The organism is Burkholderia sp. AU33803 (assembly GCF_002223095.1).
Taxonomy (GTDB): Bacteria; Pseudomonadota; Gammaproteobacteria; order Burkholderiales; family Burkholderiaceae; genus Burkholderia.
The window spans coordinates 988,557-1,012,497 of record NZ_NKFJ01000005.1 but is presented as its reverse complement, the minus strand read 5'-3'; the positions used below and the strand labels follow the sequence as shown (position 1 = coordinate 1,012,497).

The 23,941-nt window shown below is 67.0% G+C and carries 23 protein-coding genes; 9 read left to right on the top strand and 14 right to left on the bottom strand.

The features are described 5' to 3' along the window. The first annotated feature begins 342 nt into the window (after positions 1–342). From gatC to CFB41_RS16545, 5 genes are all read left to right on the top strand, one after another. A complete protein-coding gene (gatC, locus tag CFB41_RS16565) occupies positions 343–642 on the top strand; it encodes an Asp-tRNA(Asn)/Glu-tRNA(Gln) amidotransferase subunit GatC (RefSeq protein ID WP_089426585.1) in 300 nt (99 codons plus the stop codon). A 69-nt stretch (positions 643–711) separates the two neighbouring features. Then, positions 712–2,202: an Asp-tRNA(Asn)/Glu-tRNA(Gln) amidotransferase subunit GatA gene (gene gatA / locus CFB41_RS16560; protein ID WP_089457116.1), complete on the top strand. Its 1,491-nt coding sequence runs from the start codon at positions 712–714 to the stop codon at positions 2,200–2,202. A 4-nt stretch (positions 2,203–2,206) separates the two neighbouring features. Then, complete coding sequence (gene gatB / locus CFB41_RS16555) at positions 2,207–3,682, top strand: Asp-tRNA(Asn)/Glu-tRNA(Gln) amidotransferase subunit GatB (protein WP_089457115.1); 1,476 nt, start codon at positions 2,207–2,209, stop codon at positions 3,680–3,682. A 119-nt stretch (positions 3,683–3,801) separates the two neighbouring features. Continuing rightward, positions 3,802–4,641 carry a polyphosphate kinase 2 family protein gene (locus tag CFB41_RS16550; RefSeq protein ID WP_089457114.1) on the top strand — a complete coding sequence of 280 codons (840 nt, stop codon included), beginning with the start codon at positions 3,802–3,804 and terminating at the stop codon, positions 4,639–4,641. A 39-nt stretch (positions 4,642–4,680) separates the two neighbouring features. Next, complete coding sequence (locus tag CFB41_RS16545) at positions 4,681–5,454, top strand: exodeoxyribonuclease III (protein WP_089457113.1); 774 nt, start codon at positions 4,681–4,683, stop codon at positions 5,452–5,454. 109 nt (positions 5,455–5,563) lie between these two features. Here CFB41_RS16545 and CFB41_RS16540 read toward each other — a convergent pair whose 3' ends face one another. Further along, positions 5,564–6,616, bottom strand: coding sequence for an NAD(P)-dependent alcohol dehydrogenase (locus CFB41_RS16540; protein WP_089457112.1), 1,053 nt, complete (start codon positions 6,614–6,616; stop codon positions 5,564–5,566). A 227-nt stretch (positions 6,617–6,843) separates the two neighbouring features. Between CFB41_RS16540 and CFB41_RS16535 the strand changes: the two genes are divergently transcribed. After that, positions 6,844–7,788 carry an AraC family transcriptional regulator gene (locus CFB41_RS16535; protein ID WP_089457111.1) on the top strand — a complete coding sequence of 315 codons (945 nt, stop codon included), beginning with the start codon at positions 6,844–6,846 and terminating at the stop codon, positions 7,786–7,788. Between the two features lie 30 nt (positions 7,789–7,818). Here CFB41_RS16535 and CFB41_RS16530 read toward each other — a convergent pair whose 3' ends face one another. From CFB41_RS16530 to argB, 7 genes are all read right to left on the bottom strand, one after another. After that, positions 7,819–8,877 (bottom strand): M48 family metallopeptidase, encoded by a 1,059-nt coding sequence (locus CFB41_RS16530; protein ID WP_373558620.1) that lies wholly within the window; start codon positions 8,875–8,877, stop codon positions 7,819–7,821. After that, complete coding sequence (locus CFB41_RS16525; RefSeq protein ID WP_089457110.1) at positions 8,852–10,273, bottom strand: AmpG family muropeptide MFS transporter; 1,422 nt, start codon at positions 10,271–10,273, stop codon at positions 8,852–8,854. The genes CFB41_RS16530 and CFB41_RS16525 overlap by 26 nt, the downstream gene beginning before the upstream one ends. A 127-nt stretch (positions 10,274–10,400) precedes the next feature. Beyond that, positions 10,401–11,009 (bottom strand): methionine biosynthesis protein MetW, encoded by a 609-nt coding sequence (gene metW, locus CFB41_RS16520; RefSeq protein WP_006755281.1) that lies wholly within the window; start codon positions 11,007–11,009, stop codon positions 10,401–10,403. Then, positions 11,006–12,151, bottom strand: coding sequence for a homoserine O-acetyltransferase (locus tag CFB41_RS16515; protein WP_089457109.1), 1,146 nt, complete (start codon positions 12,149–12,151; stop codon positions 11,006–11,008). The genes metW and CFB41_RS16515 overlap by 4 nt, the downstream gene beginning before the upstream one ends. 266 nt (positions 12,152–12,417) lie before the next feature. Next, positions 12,418–13,083: a nucleoid occlusion factor SlmA gene (slmA, locus tag CFB41_RS16505; RefSeq protein ID WP_089457108.1), complete on the bottom strand. Its 666-nt coding sequence runs from the start codon at positions 13,081–13,083 to the stop codon at positions 12,418–12,420. Further along, positions 13,050–13,841 carry a pyrimidine 5'-nucleotidase gene (locus CFB41_RS16500; RefSeq protein ID WP_089457107.1) on the bottom strand — a complete coding sequence of 264 codons (792 nt, stop codon included), beginning with the start codon at positions 13,839–13,841 and terminating at the stop codon, positions 13,050–13,052. The genes slmA and CFB41_RS16500 overlap by 34 nt, the downstream gene beginning before the upstream one ends. After that, on the bottom strand, positions 13,838–14,737 hold the full coding sequence (argB, locus tag CFB41_RS16495; RefSeq protein ID WP_006490510.1) for an acetylglutamate kinase: 900 nt from the start codon (positions 14,735–14,737) through the stop codon (positions 13,838–13,840). Before argB ends, CFB41_RS16500 begins: the two co-directional genes overlap by 4 nt. Before the next feature lie 303 nt (positions 14,738–15,040). Between argB and CFB41_RS16485 the strand changes: the two genes are divergently transcribed. The 3 genes from CFB41_RS16485 (at position 15,041) to CFB41_RS16475 (ending at position 17,327) form a co-directional block, all read left to right on the top strand. Continuing rightward, positions 15,041–15,265, top strand: coding sequence for a cysteine-rich CWC family protein (locus tag CFB41_RS16485; RefSeq protein WP_089426574.1), 225 nt, complete (start codon positions 15,041–15,043; stop codon positions 15,263–15,265). A gap of 90 nt (positions 15,266–15,355) precedes the next feature. Then, on the top strand, positions 15,356–16,771 hold the full coding sequence (locus tag CFB41_RS16480) for an ATP-binding protein (protein ID WP_089457106.1): 1,416 nt from the start codon (positions 15,356–15,358) through the stop codon (positions 16,769–16,771). Between the two features lie 13 nt (positions 16,772–16,784). Next, positions 16,785–17,327, top strand: a complete 543-nt coding sequence (locus tag CFB41_RS16475; RefSeq protein ID WP_021156278.1) for a response regulator transcription factor — start codon at positions 16,785–16,787, stop codon at positions 17,325–17,327. A 71-nt stretch (positions 17,328–17,398) separates the two neighbouring features. Here CFB41_RS16475 and hslU read toward each other — a convergent pair whose 3' ends face one another. From hslU to xerC, 6 genes are all read right to left on the bottom strand, one after another. Then, positions 17,399–18,742, bottom strand: a complete 1,344-nt coding sequence (hslU, locus tag CFB41_RS16470) for an ATP-dependent protease ATPase subunit HslU (protein ID WP_039353843.1) — start codon at positions 18,740–18,742, stop codon at positions 17,399–17,401. Positions 18,743–18,752: 10 nt separating this feature from the next. After that, a complete protein-coding gene (gene hslV / locus CFB41_RS16465) occupies positions 18,753–19,289 on the bottom strand; it encodes an ATP-dependent protease subunit HslV (RefSeq protein WP_021156275.1) in 537 nt (178 codons plus the stop codon). A gap of 239 nt (positions 19,290–19,528) precedes the next feature. After that, positions 19,529–19,945 carry an RNA polymerase-binding protein DksA gene (gene dksA, locus CFB41_RS16460; RefSeq protein ID WP_006477498.1) on the bottom strand — a complete coding sequence of 139 codons (417 nt, stop codon included), beginning with the start codon at positions 19,943–19,945 and terminating at the stop codon, positions 19,529–19,531. 496 nt (positions 19,946–20,441) lie between these two features. Further along, complete coding sequence (locus CFB41_RS16450) at positions 20,442–21,521, bottom strand: GTP-binding protein (protein WP_089457105.1); 1,080 nt, start codon at positions 21,519–21,521, stop codon at positions 20,442–20,444. 200 nt (positions 21,522–21,721) lie between these two features. Beyond that, positions 21,722–22,936 (bottom strand): class I SAM-dependent rRNA methyltransferase, encoded by a 1,215-nt coding sequence (locus CFB41_RS16445; RefSeq protein ID WP_069249126.1) that lies wholly within the window; start codon positions 22,934–22,936, stop codon positions 21,722–21,724. A gap of 76 nt (positions 22,937–23,012) precedes the next feature. Next, on the bottom strand, positions 23,013–23,933 hold the full coding sequence (gene xerC / locus CFB41_RS16440; RefSeq protein ID WP_089457104.1) for a tyrosine recombinase XerC: 921 nt from the start codon (positions 23,931–23,933) through the stop codon (positions 23,013–23,015). Between the last annotated feature and the right edge of the window lie 8 nt (positions 23,934–23,941).

Genomic DNA, 23,941 nt, shown 5'->3' with positions numbered 1-23,941 from the left:
GGCCCTGCATAGCGAGCGCTGAGGGCGGCAGCGGAAAAAATAACAGCCTCGGGAAGCGTGGCGGAAGCGGCCGCCGCGGCGCACGAAGCTGCGAGTGATGTCTACCGGGGATCGCACGATGCACGCACGGCCTGCCGAAGCGGGGCGAAACGGTGCGGGAAAAGGCTGCCGGGTTTGGGTCGAACGCGTAATGATACCTTATAATTTCACGGTATTTGAATCGAAACGGGCGGTATTTTTGCCGCTTCGGCCCCGATTTTTGAGGGTGGGATCGCACCCTCCAACCCCCCGCCGCAGCGCTGCTTTCGATGCGCTGCGCAGCCTTGTTTTTCCGGTGATCGCATGGCCCTGACCCTGACCGATGTGAAACGCATCGCGCACCTGGCGCGACTCGAAATGGCCGACGCCGACGCCGAGCACATGCTCGGCCAGCTCAATGAACTCTTCGGCCTCGTCGAGCAGATGCAGGCGGTCGACACCGCCGGCATCGCGCCGCTCGCCCACCCGATCGAACAGATCCAGGCAGTCGCGCAGCGCCTGCGCGACGACGCCGTGACGGAAGTCGTCAATCGCGACGACAACCAGCGTCCGGCGCCGGCCGTCCAGGACGGCCTCTATCTCGTGCCGAAGGTGATCGAGTAAGCATTCGATGACAAGCGCGCCGCCGCGTTTGCGCCGCGCGCCACCCAGAATTCCCAGGAAAACCACTCAATGCACGCAAAAAGCCTGACCGAACTGCGCGCCGCGCTCGCCGCCAAGGAATGCTCGGCCGTCGAGCTCGCGCAGCTCTACCTGAAACGGATCGAAGCCGCGCGCGACCTGAACGCGTTCGTCCACGTCGACGCCGATCTCACCCTCGCGCAGGCGAAAGCCGCCGATGCCGAGCTCGCGCGCGGCGCGGGCGGCGCGCTCACCGGCCTGCCGATCGCGCACAAGGATGTCTTCGTCACGCGCGGCTGGCGCTCGACCGCCGGCTCGAAGATGCTCGCGAATTACGAGAGCCCGTTCGACGCGACCGTCGTTGCCCGCCTGCAGGCGGCCGGCATGGTCACGCTCGGCAAGACCAACATGGACGAGTTCGCGATGGGCTCGTCCAACGAGAATTCGGCGTTCGGCGCGGTGAAGAACCCGTGGGACACGAACGCGGTGCCGGGCGGCAGCTCGGGCGGCAGCTCGGCCGCGGTGGCCGCGCGCCTCGCGCCGGCCGCGACCGGCACCGACACCGGCGGCTCGATCCGCCAGCCCGCGTCGTTCGCGGGCGTCACCGGCATCAAGCCGACCTACGGCCGCGTGTCGCGCTACGGGATGATCGCGTTCGCGTCGTCGCTCGACCAGGGCGGCCCGATGGCGCAGAGCGCGTCCGACTGCGCGCTGCTGCTGAACGGGATGGCCGGCTTCGACGAGCGCGACTCGACGAGCCTCGAGCGTGACGACGAGGATTTCACGCGCCACCTCGGCCAGCCGTGGGCGGCCGGCAACGACGCGGGCAAGCCGCTCGCGGGCCTGCGCATCGGCCTGCCGAACGAGTATTTCGGCGATGGCCTCGCCGACGACGTGCGCGCGGCGATCGACGCGGCGCTCAAGCAATACGAAGCGCTCGGCGCGACGCTCGTGCCCGTGTCGCTGCCGAAGACGGAACTGTCGATCCCCGTGTACTACGTGATCGCGCCGGCGGAGGCGTCGTCGAACCTGTCGCGATTCGACGGCGTGCGCTTCGGCCACCGCGCCGCGCAGTACGGCGACCTGCTCGACATGTACAAGAAGTCGCGCGCGGAAGGCTTCGGGCCTGAAGTGAAGCGCCGGATCCTGGTCGGCACGTACGTGCTGTCGCACGGCTACTACGACGCGTACTACCTGCAGGCGCAGAAGATCCGCCGCATCATCGCGAACGATTTCCAGGAAGCGTTCAAGTCCTGCGACGTGATCATGGGCCCGGCGTCGCCGACGGTCGCATGGGATCTCGGCTCGAAGGGCGACGATCCGGTGCAGATGTATCTCGCGGATATCTACACGCTGTCGGTGAGCCTCGCCGGCCTGCCCGGCATGAGCGTGCCGTGCGGCTTCGGCGCGGGCGCGAATGCGAAGCGCCCGGTCGGCCTGCAGATCATCGGCAACTATTTCAACGAAGCCCGGATGCTGCAGGTCGCCGACGCGTTCCAGCGCGCGACCGACTGGCACAAGCAAGTTCCGGCTGGAGCGTAAGCATATGGCAACTCAATGGGAAGTCGTCATCGGTCTCGAGACGCACGCGCAACTGTCGACCGTCTCGAAGATCTTCTCGGGCGCATCGACGCAGTTCGGCGCCGAGCCGAACACGCAGGCCTGCCCGGTCGACCTGGCGCTGCCGGGCGTGCTGCCGGTGCTGAACCGCGGCGCGGTCGAACGCGCGATTCGCTTCGGCCTGGCGATCGGCTCGACCATCGCGCCGCGCAGCATCTTCGCGCGCAAGAATTATTTCTACCCCGATCTGCCGAAGGGCTATCAGATCAGCCAGTACGAGATTCCGGTCGTGCAGGGCGGCCAGATCACGATCCAGGTGCCCGCCAACGAGAAGGCCGGCAAGGAAGCGTACGAGAAGACGGTCAACCTGACCCGCGCGCACCTCGAGGAAGATGCGGGCAAGTCGCTGCATGAAGACTTCGCCGGGATGACGGGGATCGACCTGAACCGCGCGGGCACGCCGCTGCTCGAGATCGTCACCGAGCCGGAAATGCGCAGCGCGGCCGAGGCGGTGGCCTACGCGAAGGCGCTGCACGGGCTCGTCGTGTGGCTCGGCATCTGCGACGGCAACATGCAGGAAGGCTCGTTCCGCTGCGACGCGAACGTGTCGGTGCGCCCGGTCGGCCAGGAGAAGTTCGGCACGCGTGCGGAAATCAAGAACCTGAACTCGTTCCGGTTCCTCGAGGAAGCGATCAACTACGAAGTGCGTCGCCAGATCGAACTGATCGAGGACGGCGGCGAAGTCGTGCAGGAAACGCGCCTCTACGATCCGGACAAGCGCGAGACGCGTTCGATGCGCAGCAAGGAAGACGCGCACGACTACCGCTACTTCCCCGACCCCGACCTGATGCCGCTCGTGATCGGCCAGGACTGGATCGAGCGCGTGCAGTCCGGGATGCCCGAGCTGCCGGCCGCGATGCAGCAGCGCTTCGCCGACGAATACGGCGTGTCCGCGTACGACGCCGGCGTGCTGACGTCGAGCAAGGCGATGGCCGCGTACTTCGAGGCCGTGGTCGCGAAGGCAGGCACCGCGAACGCGAAGATCGCCGCGAACTGGCTGATGGGCGACGTCTCGTCGCAGCTGAACCGCGACGGCATCGAAATCGACGCGATTCCGGTGTCGGCCGCGCAGCTCGCGCTCGTGCTGCAGCGCATCGCCGACGGCACGATCTCGAACAAGATCGCGAAGGAAATCTTCGCGACGATCTGGGACGAGAAGGCGACCGACGAAGGGGCGGCCGACCGCATCATCGACGCGAAGGGGCTGAAGCAGATCTCCGACACCGGCGCGCTGGAAGCGATCATCGACGAGGTGCTCGCGGCGAACGCGAAGTCGGTCGAGGAATTCCGCGCGGGCAAGGAAAAGGCGTTCAACGCGCTGATCGGCCAGGCGATGAAGGCGACCAAGGGCAAGGCCAATCCGCAGCAGGTCAACGAACTGCTGAAGAAGAAGCTCGGCTGAGCATGACCGCGCGCCTGAACCGCGCATGACGACGGGCCGCCCCGAACCGGATCGGGGCGGCCCGTTGCGTTTTGGTGGATGCGTTATCGTATGCACCACAGCGTCCAACGGAGGAACGAATGGCGAAACAACCGTCGCTCGACGATTTTCGCGTGCCGTACAGCACGCGCGAGAAGGAAGCCGCAGCATTCAAGCTCGATGCGTTCGACCCGGCCGCGAAGCCGTTCTCGTCCGGTTCGAAGGACGACGACCGCGCGCGGCTGTCGGCCGTGTCGACCGAGCTCGACGTGCAGCAGGAGCGCCTGCACACGCAGCAGAAGAAGCGCGTGCTGCTCGTGCTGCAGGGGATGGATACCAGCGGCAAGGACGGCACCGTGCGTGCGGTGTTCCGCGAGGTCGATCCGCTCGGCCTGCGCGTCGTGCCGTTCAAGGCGCCCACGCCGATCGAGGCCGCGCACGATTTCCTGTGGCGCGTGCATGCGCAGGTGCCGGCCGCGGGCGAGCTCGCGATCTTCAACCGCAGCCACTATGAAGACGTGCTCGTGCCGCGCGTGCTCGACCTGATCGACGCGAAGGAGTGCGAGCGCCGCTACCGGCAGATCCGCGATTTCGAGACGATGCTGGTCGAGAACGGCACGACGATCATCAAGTGCTTCCTGCACATCTCGAAGGACGAGCAGCGCGCACGGCTGCAGGCGCGCATCGACGATCCGACCAAGCACTGGAAGTTCGACATCTCCGATCTCGACGCGCGCAAGCACTGGGACGCGTACCAGTCCGCCTACCGCGACGCGCTCGCCGCGACGTCCGCCGAGCATGCGCCGTGGTACGTGATCCCGGCGAACTCGAAGACGCACCGCAACGTGATGATCGCCGAGTTGCTGCTGCGCACGATGACCGACATGAAGCTGGAATTCCCGCCGCCGAAGCCCGAGCTCGAAGGCGTGAAGATCCGCTAAGCTGACCCCTGAAAAACATCGAACTGAACGGAATTCGACATGATGCGAGTGATTACCGCCAACCTGAACGGCATCCGCTCCGCCGCGAAGAAGGGCTTCTTCGAGTGGCTCGGCGAACAGAACGCCGATTGCGTGTGCGTGCAGGAAATCAAGGTCTCGGCCGACGACCTGCCGGCCGAATTCGTCGAGCCGCACGGCTTCAAGAGCTATTTCCACCACGCCGAGAAGAAGGGCTACAGCGGCGCGGGCGTGTACAGCCGCCGCGAGCCCGATGACGTGATCATCGGCTTCGGCAGCAGCGAATTCGATGCCGAAGGGCGCTATGTCGAGGCGCGCTACGGCAAGCTGTCGGTCGTGTCGGTGTACGTGCCGTCCGGCTCGAGCGGCGAAGAGCGCCAGCAGGCGAAGTACCGCTTCATGGACGAGTTCATGCCGCACCTCGCCGCGCTGAAGAAGAAGCGCGAGGTGATCCTGTGCGGCGACGTGAACATCGTCCACAAGGAAATCGACATCAAGAACTGGAAGAGCAACCAGAAGAACTCGGGCTGCCTGCCGGAAGAGCGCGAGTGGCTCACGAAGCTGTTCGACGACGTCGGCTACGTCGACGTGTTCCGCACGCTCGATCCGCGCCCGGAGCAGTACACATGGTGGAGCAACCGCGGCCAGGCCTATGCGAAGAACGTCGGGTGGCGGATCGATTACCAGATCGCGACGCCGGGCGTAGCCGGCACCGCGAAAAGCACGTCGATCTTCAAGGACATCAAGTTCAGCGACCATGCGCCGCTGACGGTGGACTACGACTACAAGAAGTGACGTTCCGCGCTGCGCCGCGCGCGCAGCAGCCGGACGTAAAAACGGGCCGCATGTCGAACATGCGGCCCGTTTCGTTTGGGGCGGCGATCGTGCGCGTCGCCTTCGGCGCTTACTGCTTGAGCGACGCCATGTCGATCACGAACCGGTACTTCACGTCGCTCTTCAGCATCCGCTCGTAGGCCGCGTTGATCTGCTGCATCGGAATCGTTTCGATGTCCGACGTGATCCCGTGCTCCGCGCAGAAGTCGAGCATTTCCTGCGTTTCCGCAATCCCGCCGATCAGCGAGCCCGCGAGGCGGCGGCGCTTGAAGATCAGGTTGAACACCTGCGGCGACGGATGGTCGTGCTCCGGCGCGCCGACCAGCGTCATCGTGCCGTCGCGCTTGAGCAGGTGCAGGAACGGGTTCAGGTCGTGCTGCGCGGCGACCGTGTTCAGGATGAAGTCGAAGCTGTTCAGGTGCGCGTTCATCTGCGCCTCGTCCTTCGAGATCACGACTTCGTGCGCGCCGAGCCGCTTGCCGTCCTCGATCTTCGACAGCGACGTGGTGAACAGCACGACGTGCGCCCCCATCGCGCGCGCCAGCTTCACGCCCATGTGGCCGAGGCCGCCGAGCCCGACGATGCCGACCTTCTTGCCGGGGCCGACGTTCCACTGCCGCAGCGGCGAGTAGGTCGTGATCCCCGCGCACAGCAGCGGCGCGGCGCCGGCCGGGTCGAGCGTCTCGGGCACGCGCAGCACGAACGCCTCGTCGACGACGAGTTGCGTCGAATAGCCGCCGAACGTGATGTCGCCCGTCACGCGATCCTGGCCGTTGTAGGTACCGACGAAGCCGTTTTCGCAATATTGCTCGAGGCCTTCTTCGCAGCTCGCGCAGGTGCGGCACGAATCGACGAGGCAGCCGACGCCGACCAGCTCGCCGACCTTGAAGCGCGTCACTTCGGGGCCGGTCGCGGTCACGCGGCCGACGATTTCATGGCCCGGGACGACCGGATAGATCGTGTTGCGCCATTCGTTGCGGGCCTGGTGCAGGTCCGAGTGGCAGACGCCGCAGTAGAGGACGTCGATCTGGACGTCGAGGTCGCGCAGCGCGCGACGCTGGAATTCGAACGGGGCGAGCGGCGAGCGCGAATCGGTCGCCGCGTAGGCATAGGTAGTGCTCATGCGATGGGCTCCTTGTCCGGAAAGCATCCGGCGAAACAGACTGCCGTCGCATCATGTGGCGATGCGGCGAGGCAGGACGTCATCGTAAGGAGCGCGGCGCCGCAGTGAAATACCCGAAGGTCTGGAAGATTTGCCTATTCCTCTCGAACTGCGTGCAAACAGCCGTCAAAACACGTTCAAGGTGCTACATTGCGAGCCAGATTCTCTTGCCGGACAGGACCACGCAGATGAGCTTCGAGCCCCTTTTCACCGACACGGGCGACCGTGTGCAGCGCCGCATGGTCGAGCTGCATACGCGCCTCGCGCCGAACGAGGGCGACACGCTCGCGGCGCTCGACGGCGTGCGCTTCATCCGCGTGAGCCGTCCGGCGCCGCGCATGCCCGTGTTGTACGAGCCGAGCATCGTCGTCGTGTGCCAGGGGCGCAAGCTCGGCTATCTCGGCGAGCGCTCGTTCGTCTACGACGCGCAGCAGTATCTCGTGCTGTCGGTGCCGCTGCCGTTCGAATGCGAAACCTTCGCGAGCCATGACGAACCGTTTCTCGCGATCTCGATCCGCGTGGATCTCGCGGTGATCGCCGAGCTCGCGATCCTGCTCGACGAGACGCTTGGTGCGCCCGTCAGCGAGCCGCTCGGCGTGGATTCGACGCCGCTCGACGCGCCGCTGGCGGATGCCGTGCTGCGACTGCTCGAAGCGCTCGCGTCGCCGCACGACACGCGCGTGCTGGGCCCCGCGATCATGCGCGAGATCGCGTATCGGGTGCTGACGGGCGAGCAGGGCGACGCGATCCGCGCGGCGCTCGTTCAGCAGCATCACTTCGGCCGCATCGCGAAGGCGCTGCGGCGCATCCATGCGGACCTGAAGGCCGACCTCGACGTCGAGACGCTCGCGCGCGAGGCCGGCATGAGCCTCGCGGTGTTCCACGCGCAGTTCAAGCACGTGACGGCGACGTCGCCGATGCAGTACGTGAAGGCCGCCCGGCTGCACCAGGCACGGTTGATGATGGTGCAGGACGGGCTCGGCGCCGGTGCGGCGGCCGCGCGCGTCGGCTATGCGAGCGCGTCGCAGTTCAGCCGCGAGTTCAAGCGGCTGTTCGGCCGCAGCCCGGGTGACGAGGTGCGCTGGATGCGCGAAAGCGGCGCGCGGCCGGTCGCGGCGGACGTGGATGCGTAGGGCGGCGTCGCGACCGGCCGCGCGGGGCGCTCAGCGCCGCACGACCTTGCGACGCTGCGCGCTGATGCCCGCGTAGTCGGGCAGTGTGTCGACGCGCTTGCCCACGGCCTTCGCATACAGCGGCATGAGATCCGGCAGGCGGTTCAGCAGGTCCTGGCGGCGGGCGGTGCTGTACGGGTGCGTGTAGATGAAGCCCGTTGCCTTGTTGCCACGTGTCGCGACCGCGAGCTTGTCCCACAACGTGATCGCCGCGCGCGGATCGAAGCCCGCACGTGCGGCGATGTCGCCGCCGATCACGTCGGCTTCGGTCTCGTCGGTCGGGTCGTAATGGAGCGACTGCAGGCGTTCGCCGAGGTTCAGTGCCTGCGGCAGCGGCTCGCCGACGCCGAACAGCGGCGGCAACGCGGCCGCGCGCAGCGACGTCTGCGAGGTCGCGCTGAAGTTGCTGCGCGCGTGTTCGCGCAGCGCATGCGCGATGCCGTGCGCGAGCAGCACGCCGAGCTCGTCGTCGTTCAGGCGGACGCGATCAAGCAGGCCGCCGTATACGAGCACCTTGCCGCCCGGCAGGCAGGTCAGGCGAATGTCGCGCGAGCGGATCGCGTTGACGTCCCACGCCCAGTTCTTCACGCGGTCGTTCCACTTCACCGAATACGGCGCGAGCTTCGCGACGATCGCGCGCAGGCGCTTCACGCGTGGCTGGTTCGCCGGCAGCAGGCGGTTGCTGTCGGCGGCCGCCTGCACGATCTGCGCGTATTCGTTCGCGGTGAGCTGCTCGAGCAGCGGCGACGGAATCAGCGTGCGGAAGGCAATGGTATCGCCGTAGCGGACCTGCTGCGATGTCTGCGCATAAGCCTTCGTCGACGCGGCGCCGCCGGTCGGCTGCGCGGGTTCGGCGGTGGGCGGCTGAGCGGGGGCGGCGGGGGTTGAATTCGCCGACGGCGAAGCGGGTGCCGCGGCCGGCGCGGAGCCCGCGGCGGTGTCGGTCGCATGGGCGAACCCCGCGGCGAGCGCCGCGGCGCCGACGCTCAACGAAGCCGCAACGCGCACGAGGCGGTGCCGGCCGTTACTGCGCACGGCTGGCCTCGCCATTGCGGGCGGTCCCGTTCCACGGCGCGATCTTGAACAGCAGCAGCATGCCGGGAATCGCGAGCGCGGTGCACACGATGAAGTAGTCGAACCAGCCGATCTTCGCGACGATGAAGCCGCTCGCGGCCGACGCGAGCGTGCGCGGCACCGACGCGAGACTCGTGAACAGCGCGAATTGCGTGGCCGTATAGCGCGGGTCGGTCGTGCTCGCGATATACGCGACGAACGCGGCCATCGTCAGGCCCGTCGTGAAGGTTTCGAAGCCATAGACGAGCGCGAGGGCAACCGTCATCGGGCTCAGCTTTGGCGTGATCTCGATACCGAACACCGACATGAACGAAGCGAGCGCGTGGCTGGCCGCGACCGTGAAGTCGTAGAGCATCGCGAGCACCGGCGAACCGGGGCCGAGCTGAGCGAGCCACGCGAAGCCGAGCGTCGACACCATCTGCAGCGCGCCGAAGATCCACAGCCCGCGGCCGATGCCGATCTTCACGAGCCAGATGCCGCCGATGATGCCGCCGGCGACGCTCGCGACGAGCGCGGTGGTCTTCGCGACGATCCCGATCTCGGTGCGCGAGAAGCCGATGTCGAGGAAGAACGACGTCGACAGCGTGGTGGCCATCGTGTCGCCGATCTTGAACAGGAAGATGAACGCGATGACGAGCAGCGCGCCGGCCCAGCCGTCGCGCTGGATGAATTCGCGGAACGGCAGCACGATCGCGTCGCGCAGGTTGCGCGGCGGTGCGCCGACCACTTCGGGCTCGCGCACGACGAGCGTCATCAGGATGCCCGGCAGCATGAACGCGCCGGTGAGCGCGAACACGATGTCCCACGGCAGGTGGTCGGACAGGATCAGCGCCAGCGAGCCGGGGATCAGCGCGGCGAGCTTGTACGCGTTCACGTGGATCGCGTTGCCGAGGCCCTGCTCGGTGTCGCGCAGCAGCTCGCGGCGGTACGCATCGATCACGATGTCGGCGCTTGCACCGAAGAACGCGACGAGCGTGGTGAGCGCGGCGACCGTCCAGATCGAGTCGCGCGGCGACACGAAGCCGAGCGCGGCGATCGCGCCCGCGACCAGCAGCTGCGTGAGCAGCAGCCAGCCGCGCCGGCGGCCCGGCCGCCAGCCGGGCAGGCGCGGGACGTAGCGGTCCATCAGCGGCGCCCACAGGAACTTCCACGTGTACGGGAACTGGATCAGCGCGAACAGGCCGATTTCCTTCAGGTTCACGCCCTCGGAGCGCAGCCATGCCTGCACGAGGTAGACGAGCGTGAAGAGGGGCAGACCCGACGTGAAACCGAGGAACACGCAGATCAGCATGTGCGTGTTCAGGTAGGCGCGCCAGCCGGGGTGATCCTCGTGAGCGGTGAGTGCGGGCGCCTCGTGTGGCGTTTTCGACATGGGCTGGAACTGGATAGCGTTGACTGATTGCGGCGGCAGCGCAGGCGGCGGCGCGGGTCGTGCAGCGGCGCGGCCGCACGTGCGTGCGTGCGGGCGCGCCGACGGCGTCCGTCAACGGCTCCCCGGCTCAGCTGCGCTTGACGCGGTAGACAGCAAGACTACCACGCCAGTTCGCTCCCCATCGAATCGGTTGGCCTTCATGCAGCACCACGCGGTCGAGGATCGTCACGCCGACTTCGGGCGCGAGCGCCTCGAAATCCTCGATCGTCAGCACCCGGACGTTCGGCGTGTTGTGCCACTGGTAAGGCAGCGACTTCGACACCGGCATCCGGCCGTTCAGCACCGACAGCCGGTGCGGCCAGTAGCCGAAGTTCGGGAACGACACGATGCATTCGCGCCCGACCCGCGCGGTTTCGCGCAGGATCGCGGCCGTCTGGTGGATCGTCTGCAACGTCTGCGACAGGATCGCGATGTCGAAGCTGTGGTCCTCGAACAGGCGCAGGCCGTCTTCCAGGTTCTGCTGGATCACGTTGATGCCGTTCTTCGCGCTCGCGAGCACGCCCGCGTCGTTCAGCTCGATCCCGTAGCCGGTCACGTCCAGTTCTTCCATCAGCAGCGCGAGCAGCGAGCCGTCGCCGCAGCCGAGGTCGAGCACCGTCGAGCGCGGTTCGACCCAGCGTGCGATCGTGCGGAAGTCCGCGCGCGCGGACAGGGAATTCAGCGCTTGCTGGTTCATGCTCCCACCTCGTTGGCGATTCGTTCGTAATACGCGCGGATCAGGTTGTGATAGCGCGCGTCGTCGAGCAGGAACGCGTCGTGGCCGTGCGGCGCATCGATTTCCGCGTAGCTGACCGTGCGCTTGTTGTCGAGCAGCGCCTTCACGATCTCGCGCGAGCGGGCCGGCGCGAAACGCCAGTCGGTCGAGAAGCTCGCGATCAGGTATTTCGCCTGCGTGTGCGCGAGCGCGGCCGTCAGGTTGCCGTCGAACGCCTTCGCCGGATCGAAGTAGTCGAGCGCGCGCGTGATCAGCAGGTACGTGTTCGCGTCGAAGTAGTCGGCGAACTTGTCGCCCTGGTAGCGCAGGTACGACTCGACCTCGAACTCGACGTCGAAGCTGAAGTTGTACGCGTCGAGCGCGCCGTCGGCGCGGCGCAGCGCACGGCCGAATTTCTCGGCCATGTCGTCGTCGGACAGGTACGTGATGTGCCCGATCATCCGCGCGACGCGCAGGCCGCGCTTCGGCTTCACGCCGTGCGCGTAGTAGTCGCCGCCGTGGAAATCGGGATCGGACAGGATCGCCGAGCGCGCGACCTCGTTGAACGCGATGTTCTGCGCGGACAGCTTCGGCGTCGACGCGATGTCGATACAGTGCGCGACGCGCTCCGGATACATCAGGCTCCACGCGAGCGCCTGCATCCCGCCGAGGCTGCCGCCCATCACCGCGGCGAAGCGCTCGATGCCGAACGCATCCGCGACGCGCGCCTGCGCGTGCACCCAGTCCTCGACGGTGACGACCGGGAAGCTCGCGCCGTACGGCTTGCCGGTGGACGGGTCGACGCTCATCGGGCCGGTCGAGCCGAAGCACGAGCCGAGGTTGTTCACGCCGATCACGAAGAAGCGGTTGGTGTCGAGCGGCTTGCCCGGGCCGACCATGTTGTCCCACCAGCCGGTGCTGCGCGGATCGTCCGCGTAGACGCCGGCGACGTGGTGCGACGCGTTGAGCGCGTGGCAGACGAGCACCGCGTTCGAGCGCGCGGCGTTGAGCTCGCCGTACGTCTCGACGACGAGCTGATAGTTGCCGAGCACGCTGCCGCTTTGCAAGCGCAGCGGTTCGGCGAAGTGCATGGTCTGTGGAGCGACGATGCCGATCGATTCCATTCGTTCCGCCTTATGACTGGGCAGCTAAATGGTGTCGGCGATGCGCGGAGTCGGAGATGCGCGGCTGACGACCTCTTTAGCCGCATTTGTAGTGAACCGCCGGGCGACGACGAATCAAGGCCCTGGCTGGTTCGCGCGCCCGCAATCGAGTCAGCAAATCGGCGCGTGTCTGGCTGCCGCCCGAGGGGCGACAGTCGGCAAAGTATAGCGGAAATCGCGGCGCGCGGATTCGGGCGCAGAGGTGGGGCCGCCGCGCCCGCGTCATCTCACTGCAGGATCAGCCGCAGATGCGCATCGGCCTGTTCGCCCGGCGGTTTCTGGAACCCGCCCTTCGCGAAACGGTGCCATCGGCCGATCACGTAGCTGACGAGCAGGCTCGCGCGGGCAGCCGGATCGTAGTCGGCCGGCAGCACGAACGGCAGCCCGCCGTCCTGCGGCGTGTTCGCCTCGGTGCGCGCGACGCGCAGGCATTGCTTGACGGTCGCCTCGATGCGGTCGAGCAGCTGGTTCACGCGCTCGGTGAGCCGCTCGTCCTCGCCGACCAGCGCCTCGCCGGTCAGCACGCGTGTCATGCCGGGGTTCTTGGCGGCGAAATTGAGCATCGTCAGTGCGATCGTGCGTGCCTGTTGCACGCCGTTCGGCTCTTTCGCGACGATCTGGTTGACGAGCCCGAAGAGGGCCTGCTCGATGAACTCGATCAGCCCTTCGTACATCTTCGCCTTGCTGGGGAAGTGCCGGTACAGCGCGGCTTCCGACACGTCGAGCCGGGCCGCGAGCGCGGCGGTCGTGATTTTCTCGGGTTTCGGCGCCTCGAGCATTGCCGCGAGCGTCTGCAGGATCATCACGCGGCGCTCGCCCGGTTTCGGGCGCGCGCGGGTGGGTGTGGCCTGGTCTTCCTTTACGGCTTGGTCCTGCGGGTAAGTCGGCTGCATTTTTGTCGCCCCGATCGTGTGCCCAGTCGCAGCGATTTTAACGAACGAATGCGCTGGTCGACATAGTGGGGGCGTCCGGTAACCGGCAGATGGCCCGGCAGGTGCCCCGTGATCCATACCGTGCCGATGCCGAGACGCTTGTAGCGCTTCAGGTGGCCGCGCGTATCTTCGACGAGGATCGTGTCGGCCATGCGTGCGTTCGCGGCACGCAGCGTCCGGCGCAGCATCGTGTGATCGGGCTTCGCGCGCCAGGTGCGGCGGTCGCGCATGTGCTCGATCGCGATCACGCGCTCGAACAGCCGCTCGATGCGCAGCTCGCGCAGCACCGCGCGCGCATAGTTCTCCGGCGCGTTGGTCAGGATCAGCTTGCGGCCCGGCAGCGCGGCGACGATGCGCGCGAGGCCGCGCTCGGCGCGCACCATCGCCGGCAGGTCGGAAAACGTGTGGACGACGCGCAGGAAGTCGTGCGGGTCGATCGGATGATGGCGCGTGAGGCCGAGGAGCGCGGCGCCGTAGCGCTCGGTGTAGCCGGTGCGCAGGCGGTCGGCTTCGGCGCGCTCGACCTGCAGTGCATCGATGATGTACTGCGTCATCGCGCGGTTGATCTCGGGAAAGATCGCGTGCGATGCGTGGTGAAGGGTGTTGTCGAGATCGAACAGCCACACCGGCGCGCCGGCGCGGGGCCGGCTGCGCGACACGCGCCGGCGCCGCAGCGGGGCCGGCAAGTCGGGTGTGGCGGTCTTGCTGCGCTTGCTCAATGCGAGCGGATCATCGTGCCGAACGGCTGCTCGGTCAGGATTTCCAGCAGTACCGAGTGCTCGATCCGGCCGTCGACGATGTGCACCGACTTCACGCCGCTCTTCGCGGCGTCGAGCGCCGACGAGATCTTCGGCAGCATGCCGCCGGAGATCGTGCCGTCTTCGAACAGCGCATCGATCTCGCGTGCGGAGAGATCGGTCAGCAGGTTGCCGTCCTTGTCCATCACGCCCGGGATGTTCGTCATCATCAGCAGCTTCTCGGCGTTCAGCACGGTGGCGAGCTTGCCCGCGACGAGGTCGGCGTTGATGTTGTAGGAGAGGCCATCCTCACCGAAGCCGATCGGCGAGATCACCGGGATGAACGCGTCGTCCTGCAGCGCCTTCACGACCGCCGGGTTGATCGCCTCGACTTCGCCGACCTGGCCGATGTCGATGTACTGGCCCGGGTTGTCGCGGTCCGGCATCAGCAGCTTGCGCGCATGGATCAGGCCGCCGTCCTTGCCCGTCAGGCCCACCGCGTGGCCGCCGAAGTGGTTGATCAGCATCACGATGTCCTGCTGCACTTCGCCGCCCAGCACCCATTCGACGACTTCCATCGTCTCTTCGTCGGTGACGCGCATGCCCTGGATGAAGGTGCCGGCCTTGCCGATCTTCTTCAGTGCGTGATCGATCTGCGGACCGCCGCCGTGGACGATCACCGGATTGATGCCGACCAGTTTCAGCAGGATCACGTCGCGCGCGAAGCCTTGCTTGAGCCGCTCTTCCGTCATCGCGTTGCCGCCGTATTTGATGACCACGGTCTTGCCGTGGTAACGGCGAATGTACGGCAGTGCCTCGGCGAGGATTTCTGCTTTCAGCGTGGGGGCGATCTGCGAGAGGTCGATGGGCTCGGACATGGCGGCGGCTCTGGCTGGGAACGGTTGAAACACGGCGAATTGTACAGGAGTGGCGCAGCGCAGCATCGGGTTTTTGGACGGGCCGGAACACCGGCGGCGCGGCCCGGGCACCGCGCGCGGCGGCCCGCCGGCTATGGCGCGGCGCGATGTGGGCCACGCTGCGGGCAGCGCTGTGCGGGCGGTGGCGGCGAGGGGGCGCGAGCATTGGAAATGGCCCTCGGCCGAACGGCCGGCGTGCAAAATCCGTTCGCCGCGCTATGCTTGTCGCGTAGGGCGGCTTCCCGCCCGCTCGAGCGCTCCGCCATGACCGATTCCGCCGCCGACGCCCGTTCCGCCCCGCGCCGCGCGCGCTGCCCGCACTGCGGGCGCAGCTTCGACTGCGGCGCCCGCACGCAGCCGTTCGAATGCTGGTGCGCGTCGATGCCGGTCTTGCCCGGCGGTACGCCGCCCGCGGCCGGCGCCCGCTGCCGCTGCCCCGAGTGCCTGGCCGACGAGATCGCGCAGCGGATGGCCGGCGCGGCCGGCTGACGGCATCGGCTGCACACGCGGCTTCCCGTTCAATGCGCCCCGATCCGGCCCCGCTAGAGGCGCCGCCCGCTAAACGGGTAAACTGCTCGGATGCAACGAATCACCACCACCGGGCGCGTCAACCTCAGTCACCTGTTCTGGCTCCGCAATCTCGCGATCATCGGCCAGCTCGTGACGATCGGCGTCGTGCAGACCTATTTCGGCGTGCATCTGCCGTTGCCGGCGATGCTGATGGTCATTGCGCTCGAAATCGTTTTCAACGCGCTGACCTGGGTGCGCGTGCTGCGCGCGCGGCCCGAGACCAACTTCGAGCTGCTCGGCCAATTGTGGGTCGACCTCGGTGCGCTGTCCGCGCTGCTGTTCCTGTCGGGCGGCACGACCAATCCGTTCGTGTCGCTGTACTTGCCTTCGCTCGCGATCGCGGCGGCCGTGCTGCCGTGGCACCTGATGATCTGGCTCGCGGCGTTCGCGGTCGCGTGCTACGCGGCGCTCGGTTTCGACTCGGTGCCGCTCAACATGGACAATCCCGCGAACCTGTTCGACTACTACCGTACCGGGATGTGGGCGAACTTCATGGTCAGCGTCGGGCTGATCGCGTGGTTCGTCGCGCGCATGTCGAATGCGCTGCGCCAGCGCGATGCGGCGCTCGGCGAGGCGCAGCAGCACCTGCTGCGCGACGAGCGGGCGGTCGCGCTCGGCGTGCAGGCCGCCACCGTCGCGCACGAGATGGGCACGCCGCTGTCGACGATCGCGATGCTCGCCGAAGAGCTGCGCGACGCGGCCCGCGACGATCCGGGGCTGGCCCGCTACGGGGCCGACCTGAAGGTGCTCGAGGAACAGATGACGCTCTGCACGTCGGCGCTCGCGCGCCTGCGCAGCCGCGCGAGCGCGCCCGCGAGCCGCCAGCCGGTGGACGACTGGCTCGACACGTTCGTCGAGCACTGGCGCCTGCGGCATCCGCACGTGCAGTTCGAATTGCTCGGCGCGCGCCCGGCGGGCGTCGCGCTCGACGACACGGTCGCGGCCGGCCAGATCCTGACGATCCTGCTCGACAACGCCGCGCGCGCGAGCCCGCAGCGCGTGACGCTGGCCGCGAAGGTCGCGCACGCCGGCGCGGCCGACCAGATCGAATTCGAGGTATGCGACGACGGGCCCGGCATTCCGGCCTCGCTGCGCGAATCGCTCGGCGCGATGCCGGTCGACAGCACGCAGGGCGGCCACGGGGTCGGCCTGTATCTCGCGTTCAGCGCGGCCGCGCGGCTCGGCGGCGAGATCGAACTGTCCGATGTCGTGCCGCGCGCGGCGGGCGGCAACGGGCGGGCCGGCAGTGCGGCGAATGGTCACGCCGCGGCGGGATCGGCGCAGCGCGGCCAGCGCGTCGCCGAACGGACGACCGGCACGCCGGACAGCCGCCCGGCCGGTGCGGCCGCCGCACGCGGCACGCGGGCCGTACTGCGGCTGCCGGTCGTGCGCGTCGCGGCATCGGCCGCCTCAACCAACACGTAGACGGAGAAACCACATGAGCGAGAACAATTTCCTGGTGATCGACGACAACGAGGTGTTCGCGGGCACGCTCGCGCGCGGCCTCGAGCGGCGCGGTTACGCGGTCCAGCAGGCGCACGACAAGGAGGCGGCGCTGCGGCTCGCCGCGGGCGGCAAGTTCCAGTTCATCACCGTCGACCTGCATCTCGGCGAGGATTCGGGCCTTAGCCTGATCGCGCCGCTGTGCGACCTGCAGCCCGACGCGCGGATCCTGGTGCTGACCGGCTACGCGAGCATCGCGACTGCCGTGCAGGCGGTGAAGGAAGGCGCCGACAACTATCTCGCGAAGCCCGCGAACGTCGAGTCGATCCTGGCCGCGTTGCAGACCAACGCGACCGAAGTGCAGGCCGACGAAGCGTTGGAGAATCCGGTCGTGCTGTCGGTCGACCGGCTCGAATGGGAGCACATCCAGCGCGTGCTGGCCGAGAACAACAACAATATTTCGGCGACCGCGCGTGCGCTGAACATGCACCGCCGCACGCTGCAGCGCAAGCTCGCGAAGAAGCCGGTGCGGCAGTAAGCGGCGCACCAACGAAAACGGGCGGCCCCCGACGAAAGGGGCCGCCCGTTTCTCATCCGACGCCGCGCGCGTTACAGCACGTAGCGCGACAGGTCTTCGTCCTGCGACACTTCGCCGAGTGCGCGGTCGACATACTTCGCGTCGATCGTCACGCGCTCGCCGGCGTGGTTGCCGGCCGAGAACGACACTTCCTCGAGCAGCTTCTCGATCACCGTATACAGCCGGCGCGCACCGATGTTCTCGGTCTTCTCGTTGACCGAATAGGCAATCTCCGCGAGGCGGCGGATGCCGTCGTCGGCGAATTCGAGCTGTACGTCTTCGGTCGCGAGCAGCGCCTGGTACTGCTTGACGAGGCTTGCGTCGGTCGCGACGAGGATCGCTTCGAAATCGTTCACCGACAGCGAGTCGAGCTCGACGCGGATCGGGAAGCGGCCCTGCAGTTCGGGAATCAGGTCGCTCGGCTTCGCGAGGTGGAACGCGCCGCTCGCGATGAACAGGATGTGATCGGTCTTCACCATCCCGTACTTCGTGTTGACCGTCGTGCCTTCGACGAGCGGCAGCAGGTCGCGCTGCACGCCCTGGCGCGACACTTCACCGCCGCTGCCTTCGTTGTTGCGCGACGTGATCTTGTCGATCTCGTCGAGGAACACGATGCCGTTCTGCTCGACGTTCTGCACGGCCTTCGTCTTCACTTCCTCGTCGTTGAGCATCTTCGCCGCTTCCTCGTCGGTCAGCAGCTTCAGCGCTTCCTTGATCTTCACCTTGCGGCGCTGCTTCTTGCCGCTGCCGAGGTTCGAGAACATCGAGCGGATCTGCTCGGTCATCTCTTCCATCCCCGGCGGCGCCATGATGTCCATGCCGGCCGACGGCTGCTCGAGGTCGAGCTCGACTTCCTTGTCGTCGAGCTGGCCTTCGCGCAGGCGCTTGCGGAACGTCTGGCGCGTCGCGTTGTTGTCGTCGTTCGCGTGTTCGGCGTTGCCGCCGAAGCCCACCGCGCGCGGTTGCGGCAGCAGGATGTCGAGGATGCGGTCTTCCGCCTGGTCGGTCGCCTTGCTGCGCACCTTGCGCATTTCGGATTCGCGCGTCTGCTTGACCGAGATCTCGATCAGGTCGCGCACGATGCTGTCGACGTCGCGGCCGACGTAGCCGACTTCGGTGAACTTGGTCGCTTCGATCTTGATGAACGGTGCATCCGCGAGCTTCGCGAGGCGGCGTGCGATTTCGGTCTTGCCGACACCCGTCGGCCCGATCATCAGGATGTTCTTCGGCGTGATTTCCTGGCGCAGCGGGTCGGCGACCTGCTGGCGGCGCCAGCGGTTGCGCAGCGCGACCGCGACGGCCTTCTTCGCCTTCGCCTGGCCGATGATGTGCTTGTCGAGTTCCGAGACGATCTCGGCAGGGGTCATGGTGCTCATGGTGCGGTCCTTACTCGATCGTTTCGATGATGCGGTTGTGGTTCGTGTAGATGCACATGTCGCCGGCGATCTTGAGCGACTTCTCGACGATCTCGCGCGGCGACAGCTCGGTGTTCTCCGCGAGCGCGCGGGCTGCCGCCTGCGCATACGCACCCCCCGAGCCGATCGCGCAGATGCCTTCCTCGGGGTCGAGCACGTCGCCGTTGCCGGTGATGACGAGCGTGGTGGTGGCGTCGGCCGTGATCAGCATCGCCTCGAGGCGGCGCAGCATCCGGTCGGTGCGCCAGTCCTTCGCGAGCTCGACGGCCGCACGGGTCAGGTTGCCCTGATGCTTCTCGAGCTTCGCCTCGAAGCGGTCGAGCAGCGAGAACGCATCGGCGGTGCCGCCCGCGAATCCGACCAGTACCTGGTTGTTGTAGATCCGCCGCACTTTCCGCGCGCCACCCTTCATGACGATGTTGCCGAGGGTTACCTGGCCGTCGCCGCCGAGCGCGACCTTGTCGCCGCGCCGGACCGAAACGATGGTCGTGCCGTGAAATTGCTCCATCTGCGTTCCTTGAGAAAAACGGGGAAGAGTCGGGGGGCGCGAGGCGCCGCCGCGTAACTCGCAGTGCGCCGGGAAGCGGCCCGGCGCGCGTCCGTTTCATTTTAGGGCGGGCGCCGGGATATCAAGAGGCGGGGTGGGCAAAACGGCGGCCGGCGGGGAACCGGTGCCGGAAAAACAAAAAGCGCGCGGCAGGCCGCGCGCTTTCGGGAAGCAGCGTGTCTGAGCGGAACGCCGCTCGATCAGTCGCCGAACAGCTTCTGGCGCAGCTCGCGGCGCTCTTGCGCCTCGAGCGACAGCGTGGCGGTCGGACGCGCGAGCAGGCGCGGAATGCCGATCGGCTCGCCGGTTTCCTCACACCAGCCGTAATCGCCGGAATCGATGCGGGCGAGCGACTGCTGAACCTTCTTGAGGAGCTTGCGTTCGCGATCGCGCGTACGCAGTTCGAGCGCGTGCTCTTCCTCGATCGTCGCGCGATCGGCGGGATCGGGCACGATCACCGTCTCGCGCAGGTTCTCGGTCGTCTGGCCTGCATTCTTGAGGATGTCCGCCTGCAACTGTTCGAGCCGATTTTTGAAGAAGGCGAGCTGATCCTCATTCATGTAATCCTTGTCGCTCATCTTCAGGATTTCGGCTTCGGTCAAGAGTTTCTTCGTCATCTGCTTGCTTCTTCAATGTGCGGCAAATCGATAGATATTGCCTGCACTTTGGGATTACCCGCAACCGCCCTTGCAATCATTTGCGATTTGCCGCCGCGGGGCCGAAAGCCTCTGGAAAACCGGTTCTCAAATACCAGGATAGGCCTGGCGCGGAGTTGCGCGCGCTGCGAACCGGTGTGCTGCGCGGCACATCGCATCGGCCGCGGCCGGGAGGCGGATTGGCGATCCGGCGCGGTTGCGATGCCCGGAAAACTGGTTCAGCAAGAACCGGGCCTGTTTGTTGCCGTACTCCAGCGGGCACGTATTGTAACTGAATCGCAAGCGGGCGCCGTATCGGGTCGATCCCCGTCGGCTGCGCCAATATCTAGAAAATATAACGCGCAAATCGCGAAAAAGCGATGACGGCGAAACCCTGCCCAAAAAGGGCGCCCCGCGGCCGCCGCAGCCGCCTGCGAGGCGGCCTCGCGGCGGCGTGTGCGGCGGTTGCCCGCGCGCGTCAGGCGAGGCAGGCGTCGAGGCCGTCGGTGATCAGGTCCTGCGGCAGATCGACGCCGATGAACACCATCTTGTTCGTCTTCTTCTCGACCGGCAGCCACTTCGACGCGAGGTCGCTGCCCATCATCTGGTGCACGCCCTGGAACACGACCTTGCGGTCGACGCCCTTCATGTACAGCACGCCCTTGTAGCGCAGCATCCGCTCGCCGTAGATCTGCAGGATGCCGCCGAGGAAGTCTTCCAGCTTGTTCGGGTCGAACGGGCGGTCGTTGCGGTACACGAACGACTTGATCTTGTCGTCGTGGTGCGCGTGGTGGTGATGGTGATGGCCATGGTCGTGATCGTGCGCGCATTGACCGTGATCATGGTCGCAACTGGCGTGATCGTGATCATGGTCGTGATCGTGGTGGTGATGCGCGTGATCGTCCTCGGCGAGGAAGTCGGGGTCGATCTCGAGCTTCGCGTTCAGGTTGAAGCCGCGCAGGTCGAAGATTTCCTTGATGTCCGCCTCGCCGAAGTTCACGATCTTGATCGCGGCCTTCGGGTTCATGTGCATCAGGCGGTGCTTGAGGCCGGCCACCGTCTGGTCGTCGACCAGGTCCGACTTGGTGATGAACAGGCGATCGGCGAAGCCGACCTGGCGCTGCACGACCTCGTGCTCGTCGAGCTGCGCGTTCGCGTGCTTCGCGTCGACCAGCGTGATGACCGCGTCGAGCAGGAAATCGTCGGCGATTTCGCTGTCGATGAAGAAGGTTTGCGCGACCGGGCCCGGGTTCGCGAGGCCGGTCGTTTCGATCACGATGCGGTCGAAGTCGAGCTTGCCTTCGCGCTTCTTCGCGGCGAGATCGCCGAGCGTGCGCGCGAGGTCGCCGCGGATCGTGCAGCAGATGCAGCCGTTGCTCATCTGGATGATCTGCTCGTTCGAATCCTGGATGAGGATTTCGTTGTCGATGTTCTCTTCGCCGAACTCGTTCTCGATCACGGCGATCTTCATGCCGTGCTGTTCGTTCAGGATGCGCTTGAGCAGCGTCGTCTTGCCGCTGCCGAGGAAGCCGGTGAGGATGGTGACGGGAGTGGCCATGTCAATCGCCTGTGGTTCGTGAATCGGGGTCAAAACCGGGATGTGCGTCGCGCCCGGGGCTTTGCCAGCCGGGGCGCACAACCATCCATTGAAACATACCTGTCAAGCCCTCGCCCGTCGTCCGAACGACAGGCGGGAGCGCGGATCCGCCGGGCGCCAGGGCGCGGCCGGCGGACGGTTACGCGCGTAGATCGGGGCGATCAGACGATTTGCAACAGCAGGCCCTTCAGATATTCCCCTTCCGGGAACGCCGCGAGCAGCGGGTGATCGACGCCCGCGCCGAGGCGCTTCAGGATGCGCGCGTCGACCTTCGCGTCGGCGGCCGCACCCGCGACGATCTTCTGGAACAGGTCCATGTCGATCGCGCCCGAGCACGAGTACGTGAACAGCAGGCCGCCCGGACGCAGCAGCTTGAAGCCGCTCAGGTTGATGTCCTTGTACGCGCGCGCCGCGCGATCGACGCTGTCGCGCGTCGGCGCGAACTTCGGCGGATCGAGCACGATCAGGTCGAAACGCTCGCCTTCGTCGACGAGGCGGCGCAGCGTCTTGAATGCGTCGGCGTCGAGCCAGGTCGCGCGTTCGGCGTCGAAGCCGTTGGCGACGACGTTCTGCTGCGCGAGCGCGAGCGCATCGCCCGACGAGTCGATCGACACGACGCGCTTCGCGCCGCCCTTGAGCGCCGCGAGCGAGAAGCCGCCGGTGTAGCAGAAGCAGTTCAGCACGTCGCGATCGGCCGCGTACTGCGCGACCAGCGCGCGGTTGTCGCGCTGGTCGACGTAGAAGCCCGTCTTGTGGCCGTTCGGCACGTCGACGTGATAGCGCACGCCGTTTTCGTTCGAGATCAGTGTCGCGGGCGGCGCATCGCCGGCCAGCACGCCGGTCGTCTGTTCGAGCCCTTCCTTGTCGCGGATCGACACGTCCGAGCGCTCGTAGACGTTCGGGCAGTCCGTGGCGCCGACGAGCGCCTTCACGATCGCATCCTTCCACGCCTCGACGCCCGCGGCCATGAACTGGCAGACGAGCTGGCCGCGCGGGGCGGCGCCGGCTTCGGCGGTGTCCGCGACGTAATAGTCGACGATCAGCCCCGGCAGCCCGTCGGCCTCGCCGAACACGAGCCGCACCGCGCCCGTGCCGGACACCATCGTCGTGCGGTGCGCGACCGCGCGCTGCACGCGGCGCTTGAAGAATGCGTGGTCGATCGGCTCGTTCTCGTCGAAGCTCCACACGCGCACGCGGATCTGCGATTGCGGGCTGTACGCGCCGCGCGCGAGGAAGCGGCCGTCGTGCGCGCGCACGATCACGGTCGCGCCGGGCGCGGGCTTGCCGTCGACGCGGTCGATCGCATTGGCGTAGATCCACGGATGGCGGCGCAGCAGCGATTTTTCCTTGGACGGCTTGAGGGTGACGGTTTGCATGATGAGATCGAAATGGGCCGTGCGCGAAGCCGGCCGTGGCCGGTCGCCGCGCGCGGCGGGTAACACGGGACGCGCGTCAGTCGCGCTTCTTCGCGCGCGGGTGCGCGCTGTCGTAAATCTTCGCGAGATGCTGGAAGTCGAGCGACGTATAGACCTGCGTCGCGGAGACGCTCGCGTGGCCGAGCAGCTCCTGCACCGCGCGCAGGTCGCCGCTCGACTGCAGCACGTGCGTCGCGAACGAGTGGCGCAGCACGTGCGGATGGACGTTGGCGGGGATGCCCGCGGTGAGCGCCGCGCGCTTCACGCGCTCGCGCACGACGCCCGGCGACATCCGGTTGCCGCGCACGGACACGAACAGCGGATGCGGATCGTGCTTCACGAATTCGCTGCGTACCGCGAGCCACGCGTTCAGCGCATCGATCGCCTTGCGGCCGACCGGCACCTTGCGCTCCTTGTTGCCCTTGCCGCGCACCGTGACTTCGGCTTCGGCGAGGTCGAGCCAGCCGGTCGAGCGGTAGCCGTCGGCTTGCGTGTACATCACGTCGAGCCCGATCAGCTCGGCGAGGCGCAGCCCCGACGAATAGAACAGCTCGAGGATCGCGTGATCGCGGATGCCTTCGGTCGTGTTGGCGAGCGGCGCGTCCATCAACGCGGAAGCATCGTCGACCGACAGCGCCTTCGGCAAGGTCTTCGCGCGTTTCGGCGCGCGCACCGCGGCGACCGGGTTCGCGGGCATCTCGACGCGCTGCGCGAACCAGCGGTAGAACGCGCGCCACGCGGACAGCCGGTGCGAGATCGACCGGGCGGACAGCCCGCCCGAATGTGCACGCGCGACCGCGCCGCGCATGTCGGCGGCCGTCAGCGCTTCGAGCGGCCGGCCGTTCGCGAGCTTCTTCAGCTCGTCGAGTTCGTGCGTGTAGCCGCGCAGCGTGTGTTCCGACAGCTGCCTGACGTGCTTCAGGTTCGACAGGTAGGCGGCGATCGGATCGTCTGTCATCGCGTGCG

Coding starts and splice junctions, on each gene's coding strand:
- argB (WP_006490510.1), bottom strand. CDS start 14,737: ATGTCCGAGCCCATCGACCTCTCGCAGATCGCCCCCACGCTGAAAGCA.
- CFB41_RS16525 (WP_089457110.1), bottom strand. CDS start 10,273: ATGTCGAAAACGCCACACGAGGCGCCCGCACTCACCGCTCACGAGGAT.
- xerC (WP_089457104.1), bottom strand. CDS start 23,933: ATGACAGACGATCCGATCGCCGCCTACCTGTCGAACCTGAAGCACGTC.
- hslU (WP_039353843.1), bottom strand. CDS start 18,742: ATGAGCACCATGACCCCTGCCGAGATCGTCTCGGAACTCGACAAGCAC.
- CFB41_RS16530 (WP_373558620.1), bottom strand. CDS start 8,877: ATGGCGAGGCCAGCCGTGCGCAGTAACGGCCGGCACCGCCTCGTGCGC.
- gatA (WP_089457116.1), top strand. CDS start 712: ATGCACGCAAAAAGCCTGACCGAACTGCGCGCCGCGCTCGCCGCCAAG.
- slmA (WP_089457108.1), bottom strand. CDS start 13,083: ATGCAGCCGACTTACCCGCAGGACCAAGCCGTAAAGGAAGACCAGGCC.
- CFB41_RS16475 (WP_021156278.1), top strand. CDS start 16,785: ATGAGCGAGAACAATTTCCTGGTGATCGACGACAACGAGGTGTTCGCG.
- gatC (WP_089426585.1), top strand. CDS start 343: ATGGCCCTGACCCTGACCGATGTGAAACGCATCGCGCACCTGGCGCGA.
- CFB41_RS16550 (WP_089457114.1), top strand. CDS start 3,802: ATGGCGAAACAACCGTCGCTCGACGATTTTCGCGTGCCGTACAGCACG.
- CFB41_RS16535 (WP_089457111.1), top strand. CDS start 6,844: ATGAGCTTCGAGCCCCTTTTCACCGACACGGGCGACCGTGTGCAGCGC.
- CFB41_RS16450 (WP_089457105.1), bottom strand. CDS start 21,521: ATGGCCACTCCCGTCACCATCCTCACCGGCTTCCTCGGCAGCGGCAAG.
- CFB41_RS16515 (WP_089457109.1), bottom strand. CDS start 12,151: ATGGAATCGATCGGCATCGTCGCTCCACAGACCATGCACTTCGCCGAA.
- dksA (WP_006477498.1), bottom strand. CDS start 19,945: ATGACGAAGAAACTCTTGACCGAAGCCGAAATCCTGAAGATGAGCGAC.
- metW (WP_006755281.1), bottom strand. CDS start 11,009: ATGAACCAGCAAGCGCTGAATTCCCTGTCCGCGCGCGCGGACTTCCGC.
- CFB41_RS16485 (WP_089426574.1), top strand. CDS start 15,041: ATGACCGATTCCGCCGCCGACGCCCGTTCCGCCCCGCGCCGCGCGCGC.
- CFB41_RS16545 (WP_089457113.1), top strand. CDS start 4,681: ATGATGCGAGTGATTACCGCCAACCTGAACGGCATCCGCTCCGCCGCG.
- hslV (WP_021156275.1), bottom strand. CDS start 19,289: ATGGAGCAATTTCACGGCACGACCATCGTTTCGGTCCGGCGCGGCGAC.
- CFB41_RS16540 (WP_089457112.1), bottom strand. CDS start 6,616: ATGAGCACTACCTATGCCTACGCGGCGACCGATTCGCGCTCGCCGCTC.
- CFB41_RS16480 (WP_089457106.1), top strand. CDS start 15,356: ATGCAACGAATCACCACCACCGGGCGCGTCAACCTCAGTCACCTGTTC.
- gatB (WP_089457115.1), top strand. CDS start 2,207: ATGGCAACTCAATGGGAAGTCGTCATCGGTCTCGAGACGCACGCGCAA.
- CFB41_RS16445 (WP_069249126.1), bottom strand. CDS start 22,936: ATGCAAACCGTCACCCTCAAGCCGTCCAAGGAAAAATCGCTGCTGCGC.